The sequence below is a fragment of the Achromobacter sp. GD03932 genome, from assembly GCF_029839485.1.
GTDB lineage: Bacteria > Pseudomonadota > Gammaproteobacteria > Burkholderiales > Burkholderiaceae_B > Achromobacter > Achromobacter bronchisepticus_A.
This window is the reverse complement of record NZ_JAOCAT010000030.1, coordinates 78,041-91,556: the sequence shown is the minus strand read 5'-3', so window position 1 is coordinate 91,556 and position 13,516 is coordinate 78,041. Positions and strand designations below refer to the sequence as shown.

At 66.4% G+C, this 13,516-nt stretch carries 14 protein-coding genes; 1 reads left to right on the top strand and 13 read right to left on the bottom strand.

The window, feature by feature from the left end; genetic code table 11:
* Nucleotides 1-194 precede the first annotated feature (194 nt).
* Entirely contained in the window at nucleotides 195-1,790 is a 1,596-nt protein-coding gene (locus tag N5C88_RS24760; protein WP_251880498.1) for a PAS domain-containing methyl-accepting chemotaxis protein, read from the top strand.
* Between the two features lie 53 nt (nucleotides 1,791-1,843).
* Here the strand turns inward: N5C88_RS24760 and fliR are convergent, their stop codons facing one another.
* The 13 genes from fliR to fliF form a co-directional block, all read right to left on the bottom strand.
* Nucleotides 1,844-2,632: a flagellar biosynthetic protein FliR gene (gene fliR / locus N5C88_RS24755; protein WP_059380382.1), complete on the bottom strand. Its 789-nt coding sequence runs from the start codon at nucleotides 2,630-2,632 to the stop codon at nucleotides 1,844-1,846.
* A gap of 34 nt (nucleotides 2,633-2,666) precedes the next feature.
* Entirely contained in the window at nucleotides 2,667-2,936 is a 270-nt protein-coding gene (fliQ, locus tag N5C88_RS24750; RefSeq protein WP_008163193.1) for a flagellar biosynthesis protein FliQ, read from the bottom strand.
* Nucleotides 2,937-2,955: 19 nt separating this feature from the next.
* The gene (gene fliP, locus N5C88_RS24745; protein ID WP_306637523.1) at nucleotides 2,956-3,693 is read right to left on the bottom strand and encodes a flagellar type III secretion system pore protein FliP; all 738 of its coding nucleotides are present in this window, start codon (nucleotides 3,691-3,693) and stop codon (nucleotides 2,956-2,958) included.
* Between the two features lie 81 nt (nucleotides 3,694-3,774).
* Nucleotides 3,775-4,098 (bottom strand): flagellar biosynthetic protein FliO, encoded by a 324-nt coding sequence (gene fliO, locus N5C88_RS24740; RefSeq protein ID WP_280016428.1) that lies wholly within the window; start codon nucleotides 4,096-4,098, stop codon nucleotides 3,775-3,777.
* A gap of 10 nt (nucleotides 4,099-4,108) precedes the next feature.
* Nucleotides 4,109-4,651 carry a flagellar motor switch protein FliN gene (gene fliN, locus N5C88_RS24735; RefSeq protein ID WP_059380379.1) on the bottom strand — a complete coding sequence of 181 codons (543 nt, stop codon included), beginning with the start codon at nucleotides 4,649-4,651 and terminating at the stop codon, nucleotides 4,109-4,111.
* The gene (gene fliM / locus N5C88_RS24730) at nucleotides 4,644-5,651 is read right to left on the bottom strand and encodes a flagellar motor switch protein FliM (protein ID WP_118935218.1); all 1,008 of its coding nucleotides are present in this window, start codon (nucleotides 5,649-5,651) and stop codon (nucleotides 4,644-4,646) included. Before fliM ends, fliN begins: the two co-directional genes overlap by 8 nt.
* Before the next feature lie 2 nt (nucleotides 5,652-5,653).
* Nucleotides 5,654-6,280, bottom strand: a complete 627-nt coding sequence (fliL, locus tag N5C88_RS24725; protein ID WP_059380377.1) for a flagellar basal body-associated protein FliL — start codon at nucleotides 6,278-6,280, stop codon at nucleotides 5,654-5,656.
* Nucleotides 6,281-6,450: 170 nt separating this feature from the next.
* Complete coding sequence (locus N5C88_RS24720) at nucleotides 6,451-7,842, bottom strand: flagellar hook-length control protein FliK (protein WP_280016427.1); 1,392 nt, start codon at nucleotides 7,840-7,842, stop codon at nucleotides 6,451-6,453.
* Between the two features lie 24 nt (nucleotides 7,843-7,866).
* Nucleotides 7,867-8,316, bottom strand: coding sequence for a flagellar export protein FliJ (fliJ, locus tag N5C88_RS24715; protein WP_054456691.1), 450 nt, complete (start codon nucleotides 8,314-8,316; stop codon nucleotides 7,867-7,869).
* The gene (fliI, locus tag N5C88_RS24710) at nucleotides 8,309-9,799 is read right to left on the bottom strand and encodes a flagellar protein export ATPase FliI (protein WP_251880492.1); all 1,491 of its coding nucleotides are present in this window, start codon (nucleotides 9,797-9,799) and stop codon (nucleotides 8,309-8,311) included. Before fliI ends, fliJ begins: the two co-directional genes overlap by 8 nt.
* Entirely contained in the window at nucleotides 9,796-10,539 is a 744-nt protein-coding gene (fliH, locus tag N5C88_RS24705) for a flagellar assembly protein FliH (RefSeq protein WP_118933648.1), read from the bottom strand. Before fliH ends, fliI begins: the two co-directional genes overlap by 4 nt.
* Nucleotides 10,532-11,542, bottom strand: a complete 1,011-nt coding sequence (gene fliG / locus N5C88_RS24700) for a flagellar motor switch protein FliG (RefSeq protein ID WP_054456694.1) — start codon at nucleotides 11,540-11,542, stop codon at nucleotides 10,532-10,534. Before fliG ends, fliH begins: the two co-directional genes overlap by 8 nt.
* A complete protein-coding gene (fliF, locus tag N5C88_RS24695) occupies nucleotides 11,532-13,193 on the bottom strand; it encodes a flagellar basal-body MS-ring/collar protein FliF (RefSeq protein WP_251880490.1) in 1,662 nt (553 codons plus the stop codon). The genes fliG and fliF overlap by 11 nt, the downstream gene beginning before the upstream one ends.
* Between the last annotated feature and the right edge of the window lie 323 nt (nucleotides 13,194-13,516).

The window sequence follows — 13,516 nt, the reverse complement described above, 5'->3', positions numbered from 1 at the left end:
TAAGTTTTCGAAAATTTGGTCGTTAACAACAATAACGCCTGAAAAGGGCGGTGAACAGTGTTCGAAAACGCGGGGGCCATGTCGTCCCGGAGCCTGACGAACCTGGCGGGGGAACACGTCTATGCGGGGCGTCAGATCCGGTTTGCTCGCCGATATTCATTCGCTGCTCGACATGATGTATCCGGAGACAAGCTGTGCGCGTCAACCTACCTGTCCACAATGTAGAAACCAAGCTGCGCGAGGATCAATACCTGATCTCGCGTACTGATACCAAGGGCCGGATCGTCTATGCGAACCCGGCCTTTGTCGAAGTCAGCGGTTTTTCCCGAGAAGAGCTCATCGGCAAGCCGCACAATATCGTGCGTCATCCCGACATGCCGCCCGAAGCCTACGAAGATCTGTGGGAAACGCTGCAGGCCGGAGAGTCCTGGCTGGGGCTGGTGAAGAACCGGCGCAAGGACGGCGGTTACTACTGGGTGCTGGCCAACGCGACGCCCATCGTCGAAAACGGCGAGGTCGTGGCGTATTCCTCGGTGCGGGTGCGCCCCTCCGAAGAACAGATCGAAATGGCTGAGGATTTGTATGCCCGCATTCGCGAGGGCACGGCCAAGGGCGTGCGCATCCTGCGCGGGCGTCCCGTGCGGGCAGGCTGGCGCCGCGGCGTGGACGTGCTGGCATTTCCGTTCCGGCGCAATGTCCGCAGCCGCATGCTGCGCCACGCGCTGCTGTCATCTGCAATCATGGCCGGCGCCGGTATTTACGGCCTGCGGGCCAACTGGGCGGAACTGGGCAGCTTGGGCGCGAGCGTCGGCTGCGCGGCCATCGCGCTGGGCGTTATCGCCATCTTTGGCATGGGCTGGCGCCTGTCGCGCTCGCTGCTGGATCCGATGGTGGATGCCGCCAATATGGCGCGTCAGGTCGCCGCAGGCAATCTGACCACGCAGATCGTGGCGGATTCCGATGATGAAGTCGGAAGCTTGAAATTTTCGCTCGATGTAATGCGCAAGAGCCTGATCGGGATCGCGCAGGATGTGTATCGCGGCATCGAGGGTACGACCCATGCCGCGGCGCATATCGCGCGCGGCAACCAGGAACTCGCGGGCCGTACCGAAGGCCAGGCGGCGTCCTTGCAGCAGACCGCGGCCAGCATGGAACAGCTGACCTCCACGGTGCGGCAGAACGCGGACAATGCGCGACAGGCCAATCAGCTGGCCGCCAGCAGCATGGAAGTGGCGCGCAAGGGCGGTGTGGCGGTCGGGCAGGTGGTGAGCACCATGCACGGCATTTCGGACAGTTCCCGCAAAATTGCCGACATCGTCAGCATCATCGAAGGCATTGCATTCCAGACCAACATCCTGGCGTTGAACGCTGCCGTGGAAGCGGCTCGCGCCGGAGAGTCGGGCAAGGGCTTCGCGGTGGTGGCGGGCGAGGTGCGCAGCCTGGCGCAGAAGAGCGCCCAGGCAGCCAAGGAGATCAAGGGCCTGATCGAAGACTCGGTGGAACGCGTGACCGAAGGCTCCCTGCAGGCCGAGCAGGCGGGCGCGACGATGCAGGACATCGTGGCCGCCGTGCATCGTGTCACCGACATCATTGGCGAGATTTCGCAGGCCTCGCAGGAACAGTCCAGCGGCATCGAGCAGGTGGATACGGCGGTGTCGCAGATGGACGTGATGACGGTGCAGAACACCGCGCTGGTCCAGGACCTGGGCGGCGCGGTGGTCCAACTGGGCAACCAATCCGGCGCGCTGCGCGAGACGATCCGGGTGTTCCGTCTTACCGGGCAGCAGTGATCGGGCGCGGGGCGGTGTCACACACCGCCCCGGCGGTCCCCATGAGTCCAGTCCTACTTGCCCGCCAGGGCGTCGGCGACGCGGCTCATCGCGGTGAGGCCGGATTCGAACAGCGATTCCAGGAAGGGCCCGGCGTGCGGCAGGACGACCGCCAGAATGGTGACGCCGATGATGAGCGTCACGGGAAATCCGATCGAGAACACGGATAGCTGCTGCGCCGCACGGTTCAGGATGCCCATGGCCAGGTTGATGGTCAGCAGCGCGCAGATCAGGGGCAGGGCCAGCAGCAGACCCGATACGAATATGGTCTTGCCCCATTCCACCACCACGCCAAAGCCGTTCTGATGCAACTGGATCATGGCGACGGGCAAGGTGTCGAAGGAGCGGACCAGCGCCGCCAGGACCAGCAGATGGCCGTCCAATGCCAGGAATGTCAGCATCGCAATGATGTTGAACAGGCGCGACAGCACCGCGGTATTGGCGCCGGAGCTCGGGTCGAAGAACGACGCGAACGACAGGCCCATCTGCAGGCCGACGAATTCACCGGCGGTCTGCACGGCGGCGAACACCAGGCGCATGGTGAATCCCAGCGCGATGCCGATCAGCACCTGCTGCATCACCATCCACAATCCGGCAAACGAACCGGGCGCAATGGGCGGCACGGGATCGAGCGCCGGACTGATCGCAACGGCCAGGACGAAGGACAGCCCGACCTTGACCTTGATGGGAATCAGCGATTCCGAGAACAGCGGGGCGGTGCCCACGAGCGCCAGAATGCGCACGAACGGCCAGAGAAACTGGCCGATCCAGCCGTTGAGCTGCTCGAGCGTGAAGGCGATCATGGGGAAAGGTCCGGTGTCCGGCGGCAGGCGCCGCTCAGGACACCAGCATGGGGATCTGGCCGATCAGCTGCCGTATGTAGTCGACCATGACGCCGATAAGCCAGGGACCGAGCAGCACCAGCACGCCGCACATGGCCAACAGCTTCGGAATGAACGACAACGTCATTTCGTTGATCTGCGTGGCGGCCTGGAAGATGCTGATGACCAGGCCCACCACCAGTGTCACGAGCAGCAAGGGCCCAGCCATCGCAAGCACGATCTTCATTGCCTGGTAGGTCATGGTCATGACGGTTTCGGCGGTCATGGCGATTCTCCTCCAGGCGTTATTGATAGAAGCTCTGGGCCAGGGAGCCCATGAGCAGGTTCCAGCCGTCGGCCAGCACGAAAAGCATCAGCTTGAAGGGCAGGGCCACCGTCACCGGAGGAACCATCATCATGCCCAGCGCCATCAGCACGCTGGCGACGACCAGGTCGATGATGAGGAAGGGAATGAAGATGGTGAAGCCGATCTGGAAGGCGGTCTTGAGTTCGCTGGTGATGAACGCCGGCACCAGGATGCGCAGAGGCACCTGGGTAGGGTCTTCCAGGGCGGGCTGCTTGGCCAGGTTGGCGAACAGCGACAGATCGTTCTCGCGCGTCTGGTGCAGCATGAAGGTGCGCAGCGGCGCGGCGGCGCGCTCGACGGCTGCCTCGAACTGGATCGAGCCTTCGGACAGCGGCTTGTAGGCGTCGGTGTATATCTTGTCGAATACCGGCGACATCGTATAGAAGGTCAGGAACAGCGCCAGGCCGATCAGCACGTGGTTGGGCGGCGACATGGCCGTTCCCATGGCGCTGCGCAGCAGGCCCAGCACGATGATGATGCGGGTGAAGCCCGTCATCATGAGCAGCGCGGCGGGCAGGAACGACAGCGAGGTCATCAGCAGCAGGGTCTGCATGCTGAGCGAATAGGTTTCGGAACCGTTCGGACCCGGCGTTGCGGTCAGCGCGGGCAAGGTGGCCTGTGCGACGACACCCGCGGGAAACAGGGCCAGGCCTAGCAGGGCGGCGGCGCCGAGCAGGTGTAGCGCGCCGGGCCGGGCGCGGACGGGTGTCGTGCTGGTGAGCAAACTCATGGGTGTCGCTTGGAGGGCGCGGCAGCGCTAGCGGCGCTTGAGCGCCTGGCCCAGCTTGGCCGCGAAGGCGGCCGCGGGCAAGGTCGAAGCCTCCGGCAGTTGGCCGGCGGGCAGGGTATGCAGGGTATTGAGCTGGTTCGGGCCGACGCCCACCACCAGCCAGGTGTTCTCGACTTCCACCACCACGATGCTCTGGCGCGGACCGACGGGCAGGCTTGCGACCTGCCGCAACAGGCTGCCGCCGCCGCGCTGTGTCAGCCCGGCGCGGCGCGCCAGCCAGGCCGAGGCCAGGATGGCGGCCACGACCAGGATCAGGCCGGCAAAGACGCGCAGGAGGGCGGAATCGTCCATGACGCCAGGATCAGCGGCGGTTGTTCAAGCGGTTGATCCGCTCGGACGGCGTGATGATGTCGGTCAGGCGGATACCGTACTTGTCTTCCACGACCACGACTTCGCCCTGGGCGATCAGGTAGCCGTTGACGAAGATGTCCATCGGCTCGCCTGCCAGGCCGTCCAGCTCGACCACGGAACCCTGGCCCAGCTGGAGCAGGTTCTTGATGGTCAGACGGGTGCGGCCCAGCTCGACCGTCAACTGGACGGGTACGTCCATGATCAGGTCGATATCCGCGCCCGCGCCGCCGGTGGCGCCGGCCAGGGGTTTGAATACGGATTGCGCGGCAGGTTGGGCGGCTGCGGCAGGAGCGGCAGGCGCCGCCGCTGCGGGAGCCGGCGCGGCAGCGGGCGCCGCCGCACTGGTCTGCTCGGCCATGGCTGCGGCCCAGTCGTCCTGGGGCTTCAGGCCGTCGGCCTGGGTGGGCGGATTGGCGCGGGATTGTTCGGCGAGCGCGTCGGCCCAGTCGTCGGCCGGGGACGAGCCGGTACCGGGCTCGTTCTTGTCAGTCATGGTCAGAGGCCTCGTTGGATTCTGTATCGTGGGTAAACATGTTCTGTACGCGCAAGGCGTACTGGCCATTGAAGACGCCGTAGCCGCATTCCATCAACGGCACGCCGTCGACGCTGGCGACTATGGTTTCGGGTACGGTCACGGGAAGGACGTCGCCGACTTTCAGGCTCATCAGTTCGCGGATCGACGAGGGAATGCGGGCAAATTCCGCAACCACGTCGATATCGGCGCTGCGCACCTGGCGCGAGAGCTGCTGCGCCCAGCGCTGGTCCACTTCTTCGAGTGTGGTTTCCTGCAGCGGGCGCGTCAGCAGATCGCGCACCGGTTCGATCATGGAATAGGGCAGGCAGATGTTCAGGTCGCCGCCGGTCGCGCCGAATTCGATGTGGAACGAGGTGACGACCACCACTTCATTGTTGCCGGTGATGCTGGCGAACTTGGTGTGCATCTCCGAGCGCACGTACTCGAATTCGATCGGGTAGACGGGATCCCAGGACTTGCCGTAGCTTTCCAGGGTCAGGTTGAGCAGGCGCCGGATGATGCGCTGTTCGGTCGTGGTGAAGTCCCGGCCCTCGACGCGCGTGTGGTAGCGGCCATCGCCGCCGAACAGGCTGTCGATGACCAGGAACACCAGGTTCGGATCATAGGTGAAGAGGGCCGTGCCGCGCAGGGGCTTCATCTGAATCATGTTCAGATTGCTCGGCACGGGCAGGTTGCGTTCGAAATCCGCGTACTTCTGGATCTTGATCGAACCTACGGTAATGTCGGCGCTGCGGCGCATGAAGTTCAGCAGCACATGGCGCATCTGCCGGGCGAAACGCTCGTTGATGAGCTCCAGCGTCTGCATGCGGCGCCGCACGACGCGGTCCGGCGAACTCAGGTCGTAAGCGCGGGCGCCGGCGTTCGGGTCCGCGGCGGTAGTTTTGCTGTCGCTTTCGCCGGTGACGCCCGCCAACAGCGCATCAACCTCGTCCTGCGAAAGAAATGCCTCGTAGGCCATGCTTATTGCACCACGAACGCCGTGTACAGTACGTCGGTGACATACTGGCCGTCCGGCAGGGGCGAGAAGGGGCGATTCACGGCCTGCTTGATCGCGTTGGCCATGTCGGTCTTGCCTTGCTGAGTCTGCACGCCGGTGGGCGATTGCGACGACAGCACCATCAGGATGCGGCTGCGCACTTCAGGCATGTACTTTTCGAGGCGCGTACGGGTCTGCTCGTCGCTGACGCGCAGCGTCAGGCCCACATGCATGATGCGTTCCGTATCCGGATTTTGCAGCGTGACGGTAAAGGGTTCGATCGGCACGAAGATCGGAGCGGGCACGGCGACCGGGTTGGCCGGCGGCGCGACAAAGGTGGTCGGGGTGGCTTGCGGGCCTTGTTCCGGCTGACCCGGCTGGCCGGGTTGGCCAGGCTGTCCGGCGGGCACTTGACCGACGCCGAGCTGCACGGTTGCGCTGTTCTGCGGCTGCATCCGTTGGGTGATGAACCAGGTGGCGCCGGCGCTGGCCGCGGCAACGATGAGCAGGACCAGGATTGCCAGCAAGGGGCGAAGAATACGGCCCATGCCGCCGGAGCGGGAAGAAGGCGCGCCGCGCGCAGGCATGGGTGAAGGTTTGGAAGTCGCCATCTCGGTGTCGATGCGTGTTTTGCCGCTGATGAAAACGGGTTCTTAGTGGATGAAAGCATTCTGCCCCAAATGCCGCTTCCGCTTGGAGGCGAAAAACAGGGCGAAAGCCGCGTATCTCAAGCTATTGCTGCACCGCCCGCAGCCGTGGCCAGAGGCGATGCGTTGCTTTGTCAGGCGAAGGTGTCCACCAGCGCGTTGGCGTTGCGCGGGGCCGTCACTGCAGCGGGTGCTTCAGCTACGGCTTCGGCGCCAGTCTGGCTGCCGCCGGCATGGCGCTGCGAGCCGTTGCCGCCTTGCTGCGCGAACTCCTGTTGGGCGGCTTGTTCACCCACGCTGGTCTGACCCAGCGAGATGCCAGCCTGGGCCAGCGCCTGCTGCAGTTGCGGGATCGCGGTTTCGATCGCCTGGCGGACCGAGGCGTGGGCCGACACGAACGAAGCGCTGGCTACGCCGTCCGTCAGGTTCAGGCTGACGCGCAGCGGACCCAGATCGGGCGGATCGAGGCGCAGTTCGGCAGTTTGCATGCCCTGGCGTGCGCTGTGGCTCATCATGACGACTTGTTGGCCGAGCTCTGTGCCCCAATGGGTGCCGCCCACGGGAGTGGCGACTTGAAGCACCACCGGTACGACGGGTGCGGCGACAGCTGCCGGATTTGCAACCGGAGCGGCGGCAGGACGCTGCGCGGCTGCGGCAAGCGCCTGGGCCAGGTGGTCCTGGGCCGAGGCGCCATGTTGCGGCGCCTGGAATTGCTGTTGGGCGCTGGCCAGGGCCGGCGTTTCGTCGGTCTGTTCAGGCATGGCGGCGTGGTCCGCAGCCGGGCGCGCATCGCGCGCGGGACGGGGCAGCGCGACTTCCGCGGCGAGTCGCGGCGTTTCGGCCTTGACGGGCGCGGCAGCGGCCGGGGTGCGGATCGGCGCTTGCGCGACTGCCGCCGCGTCAGTGCCGGGCTTGGCTGCCGCGGTGACGACCGGCACGGCGATTTCGGCCTCGCGGGCGGCAAGCGCGGCGGCAGCCTCTGCTTGCGGAGCGGTCAGGCCGACAGCGCCAGAGGCGGCGATGGCAGCGGCCTGCGCCTGCGTTGCGGGCGCGGCGTCGGCGGCATTCAGCGCGGCGGTCAGAACGGCGGCGCCGCTGCTCATCGCTGCGGCGGCAGCGGCGGCGTTGCCGCGTGCGAGCTGCACTTGTTCTGCGGCCTGGGCCGCGATTTCCAGGGCTTGCTGCGGGAGAATGACCGCGGGTTGCGCGGCCGCGACGGCCAGCGCGCCTGCCTCGGCCTGCGCGGCGGTTTGCACCGCCTCGTCGATGGCGCCGGCGGCGGCGCCTTCGGCGCGGGCGGCCGGGTCGCTGGAAGTCTTGCCATCAGCGGACGTCTTGGCGCCGTTGTTCGCGGGCCGCGAATCGGCGGCCTGGCTGGGGCGTTGTTGCGCGGGGCGCTGCTGGGCCAGCACGTCGGAGAAGCTGGGGCCCTTCTTGTTTACAGGCGCGCTCTTGGCGCCGAGCGCGTCGGCGATCGACGAGGGCGCGGCGGGCGCGATGGAGGGCAGGGGCAGGGGAGCGTTCATCTGGGGCTTCCTGTGAGGTATTGCTTAATGCATGCCGGTCTGGCGTTGGACCAGGCGGGCGGAGTATTCATCGTTGGCGCGCTGTTCGCGGCGGGATTCCACGACGGCCTGGGCGCGCAGTTCGCGCTGCGCCAGGGCGTCGTAGGAGTTGAGCTTGCGTTTTTCCTGTTGCCAGTAAAGCCGGCCCTTGGCGAGGTTGTCGTCCGCCTGGCGCAACACGCCTTGTTGCTGGCTGATGGCGTCGTCCAGCGTGCTGATGAAGCGCTGGTAGTTATGGCAGTCGCTGGCCGACATTCCGCTGGTCATCGCCTGTTGCAGCCGTTCCAGGTAGTCCTGGCGGTAGTCGTGCAGCATGGATAGCTGGCGTTCGGCGTTGGTGCGTTCGGCGCTGAGCCTGCCGAGCAGGCGGGCGGCTTCGTCCGTGCTCTCTTTGGCCAGGTTGATCAGCATGTCCAAAGGCAATTGGCTAGGCATAAGCGTTCCTCAATTCGAAACTGGCCTGCAGTTGGTTGACGGCGGCTTCATAGCCGACGTTTTCGCCTATGTCTTGCTGCAGGAAGGCTTCCAGGCGCGGATAGCGGGCGATGGCGTCGTCCAGCTGCGGGTCATTGCCGGCGGCGTAGGCGCCCACCGCGATCAGATCGCGGTTGCGCTGGTAGCGCGACAGGCTTTGCTTGAAGCGTCGCACCACGGCGAACTGCTCGGGCGTGATCAGCGAGGTCATGGCGCGCGAGATCGACGCTTCGATGTCGATGGCCGGGTAGTGGCCGGCTTCGGCCAGGTGGCGCGACAGCACGACGTGGCCGTCCAGGATGGCGCGGGCCGAATCCGCGATCGGATCCTGTTGGTCGTCGCCTTCGGCCAGCACGGTGTAGAACGCAGTGATCGAGCCGGCTTTGCCGGACGGTCCGGGCGCGCCCATGCCCGCGCGTTCGACCAGCGTCGGCAGCTTGGCGAAGACGGAGGGCGGATAGCCCTTGGTGGCAGGCGGCTCGCCGATGGCCAGCGCGATTTCGCGCTGCGCCATGGCGTAGCGGGTCAGCGAATCCATGATCAGGAGCACGTCCAGGCCCTGATCGCGGAAGTGTTCGGCCAGGCGCGTGGCGTAGGCGGCGCCTTGCAGGCGCAACAGCGCCGACACGTCGGCCGGCGCAGCCACCACGACCGAGCGCGCCAGGCCTTCGGGGCCGAGGTTGTGCTCGATGAATTCCTTGACTTCGCGGCCGCGTTCGCCGATCAGCCCGACGACGATCACGTCGGCCTTGGTGTAGCGGGCCATCATGCCGAGCAACACGCTCTTGCCGACGCCGGAACCGGCGAACAGGCCCATGCGCTGCCCCCGGCCCACGGTGAGCAGGCCGTTGATGGCGCGCACGCCGGTGTCGAGCACCGTATCGATGGGTGCGCGCGACAGCGGGTTGATCGGCTGGGCGGACAGGGGGGCGAGTTCGGCGCCATTGAGCGGACCCAGTCCGTCCAGCGGCCGGCCGGCGCCGTCCAGCACCCGGCCCAGCAGGGCGTTGCCGACCGGCAGGTGGCGGCCCAGCTGCGGCTTGGCGTTGCCGTTCAGTTCGGCCTTGCGCGGCAGCGGGATCTGGCGTTGCACGGGAGGCTCGCCGGGCACGACGCGCGCGCCGGGCGGCAAGCCGGAAATATCCGCCTGCGGCATCAGATAGAGGGTGTGGCCGTCGAAGCCTACGACTTCTGCATCCGCCCAGTGGTCGTGGCCGCGGGCGATTTCGATGCGGGCGGCCGCCCCGACGGGCAGACGCAGGCCGGTGGCGTGCAGCACCAGGCCGGTGGCGCGCGTGATCCTGCCGCTGACGAGCCACGGGTCGGTCGAGGCCGCGCGGATCGAGCCGATCTGTAGCTGAGTCTGCCAGCGGTCGATGACCGGCACCGCGGTAGCGGGCGCGGCCGGCTGGCCGGGCAGGGCGGGAGCCGGATTGGCGCTCACACCGGCTCCTCCCAGGAGACGTTGCGGCCCAGCGAGGCCGCGACCCGGCGCCAGCGCGTCTGCAAGGTGGCGTCGATGTCGCCGAAGGGCGTTTCGGCGCGGCAGCCGCCGCGCGAGATGGACTCATCGGCCAGAACGCGCCAGTGGCCTTCCTTGAGCTCGTCCGCCAGATGCAGGCGGATCAGTTCGATGTCGTCGGGGTTGGCCCACAGGCGCATCTGGCCGCCGGCGGTGGGATTGATGTGCAGCACTTCGCGCACCGCGTTGACAACGGTTTCCGGCTGGTCGGCGAGCGTGGTGCGCACGACCTGCTGGGCGATGTCGAGAGCCAGGGTCAGCAGGCCTTGGCCCATTTTTTCTTCGAGCGAGCCTAGGGACGCGGCGCAAGCCTCTACCAGCGCATGCAGGCGCTGCGCTTCCGCGGCGCCCTGTTCGCGGGCCTGGACGAGGCCTTCTGCGTAGCCTTGTTCGCGGCCGGCGGCGAGCCCGGCCTCATAGCCAGCCTGTTGGCCGACTTCGAGGCCGGCGGCGTGGCCCAGCGCGTGGCCTTCCTCGCGGCCTTCGGCAAGCGCCTGGGCGCGCAGCTGGGCCATCACCACTTCGGGATCCGGCCCGGGGTCGGGTTCGGGTTCCGGCTCGGCTTCGACGACCGCGGGCTCGTCGAACGACAGCATCTGCCAACGCCGCCAGGCGGCGCTGCGCGAGATGAGCGCCGTGGCGCCGCTGTCGACCTCAGACATAGGTGTCGTCTCCCTGGTTGCCCAGGACGATCTGGCCGCTCTCGGCCAGGCGGCGCGCGATCTGCAGGATCTTCTTCTGCTCGGTCTCGACCTTGGACATGCGGATCGGACCTTGCGCGTCCAGGTCTTCGCGCAGCATTTCGGCGGCGCGGCTGGACATGTTGCGCAGGAACTTGGCGCGCAGCTCTTCCGGGGCGCCCTTGAGCGCAACCATAAGCGTGTCGTTGTCGATTTCCTTGAGGATGAGCTGGATGGCGCGATCCTCGACGTCGAGCAGGTTGTCGAAGACGAACATCTCGTCGATGATCTTCTGCGCCAGGTCGTTGTCGCGCTCGCGCAGGCTGGCGACCACGGTTTCTTCCTGGGTCGAGTTCATCATGTTGAGGATCTCGGCCGCGGTGCGCACGCCGCCCATCTTGCTGCGCTTTGCGCCCTGGCCGGCCAGGACCGAATTCAGGACTTCCGTGAGCTCGGACAGCGCTGCTGGCTGCACGCCGCCGAAAGTGGCGATGCGCAGCATCACGTCGTTGCGCAGACGGTCCGTCAGGAGCGCCAGCACGCCGGCGGCGCGGTCGCGCTCCAGATGCACCAGGATGGTCGCGATGATCTGCGGGTGTTCGTCGCCGATCAGTTCTGCGACGGTGTTCGGATCGAGCCAGTTCAGCGCATCGATGCCGCTGCCGCCTTCGCCGGCTTCGAGGATGTCCTCGATCAGGCCGGCCGCGCGGTCGCTGCCCAGGGCCTTGGTCAGCACGGTGCGGATGTAGTCGTCCGAACCCAGCGTTACAGCCATGAACTGGTCGGCCTCCTGGCGGAACTCTTCCAGCACCACCGCAACGTCGCTGCGCGTGACCTGTTTCAGGCTGGCCATGGCGGCGCCGACCTGCTGGACTTCACGGGCGCCGAGGTACTTGAAGACCTCGGCTGCCGCATCTTCGCCCAGCGACATCATCAGCACGGCGCTGCGCGTCATGCCGTCCAGCGGGGTGGAATCATTTTTCATCTTTGTTCATCCAGGTGCGCAGAACCATCGCGACGGCGCGCGGATCCTTGGTGGCCATCGTGCGGGCGCGTTCCAGGTTGTCTTGGTAGCGGTCCACTTCCTTGGCGCGGGCCGCGTCCTGGGCCTCGCGTGCGGCTTCGATGCGTTCGGCTTCAGCCTGTTCCGGATCGACCGGCGGGTAGAGGTAGTCGCCCACCGTGCGGCGCAGCAGGCGATACAGCCACAGCGCCAGCACGCCACCGATCAGCCAGGCCAGGATCGTCTTGAACAGCGAGATCATTTCCGGATCGCGCCACATCGGCACCGGCGGCGGGCCGTCGTTGAATTGGCTGTTGACCAGGTTGAGCGAATCGCCGCGGGTCTCGGAGTAGCCCATGGCTTCGCGCACGAGGTTGGTCAGCTTGTTCAGTTCTTCAGGCGGCAGGGGCTGCAGTTCGCCGTCCTTGTCGCGCATGTAGTTGACGACCACGGCGACCGACAGGCGCTTGAGGTTGCCCACCGGCTGCTTGATGTGGCTGATCGTGCGGTCTACTTCGTAGTTGGTGGTGGCGTCGCGGCGTTCATTGAGGTTGCCGGTGACCGCCTGCGTGCCGGTCTGCTGCTGGGCATTGGCCGGTTGCTGCGGCTGGCCGGGGCGGGGCGGCTGGGGTTGCGGCGGGTTGGCGATGGGAGCCTGCGGATTGGCCGGCGCCTGGTTCGACAGCGCGCCAGGCACGCCTTGCGCGGGATTGATGCCGCGCTGGGTCGAGTCGCTGGTTTGCTGGCTGCGCACGGCGGCCTGGCCGGGCTCCTGGTTCGGACGGTAGACCTCGGAGGTTTCTTCGCGGCGGGCGAAGTCGACGTCGGCGCTGGCCTGGGCGTGCACATTGCCCGGGCCGACCAGCGGATTGAGGATGGTGAGGATGCGTTCGACCGTGCGCTGTTCCATTTCGCGCACGAAACGCATCTGGTCGGCGTCCATGCCGCGGCCTTCGCCCATCGGCGCCGACAGCAGGCGGCCGTTCTGGTCCACGATGGATACGTTTTCGGCGGTGAGTTCGGGAACGCTCGAGGCCACCAGCCAGGAAATCGCGGAGACCTGGGCGTCGCTCAGGCTGCGCCCCGGATGCATGTTCAGCAGCACCGAGGCGGTGGGCGCCTGGCGTTCGCGCACGAACAGCGACTGGCGCGGCATGGCCAGATGCACGCGGGCGTGCTGCACGGTGTGCATGGCTTCGATCGAACGCGCCAGCTCGCCTTCCAGGCCGCGCTGGTAGTTGATCTGTTCCGTGAACTGGCTGGCGCCGAAGCGGGCGTTGTCCATCAGTTCGAAACCGACGGAGCCGCCGCGCGGCAGCCCCTGGGACGCCAGTTGCAGACGGGCGTCGTACACGCGGTCGGCCGGAACCAGCACGGCGGTGCCGGTTTCGTTGTAGCGGTAGGGCACGTTCATCGTGCCGAGCGCCGCCACGATGGCGCCGCCATCGCGGTCGTCCAGGTTCGAGAAGAGCACCTTGTACTTGGGCTCGCTGCTCCACATCGCCACGGCGACGATGACCGCGACGAGAGCCGCCGCCGCGCCCAGCAGGACAGGCTTGGGCAGCGCGCGCACCTTCTCCAGCACGGGGAACTTCGTCAGCAGCGACGAACTCAGGGTGGCCTGCTGGTTCATTGGCGGCCCCCGCTGGCCACGCGGAGCTGGAATTGGGACTTCATGTCTGGGTAGGGCAGATTACACATGCAACGTGCTTCTGGTCTGGGGAGAGCGTGGATTATTGCCCCTGAGACGTCCATCCCAATCGTTGAAAACGGCCGGTTTTTGGCGTTACTTATCTCCTATGTCCCCGACAAGGCGGACAAAGCCGCGGCCGCCCTGACGGCAAGCGGCCGCATTCGTGGAAATGTCGGGTTTTTTGGCGGTTCTTGTCGGCTATGAACCGACGGAGTTGGCGTTACGCTGTGCGCACAATTGGTGTAATCCCAACCAGCAAGGAA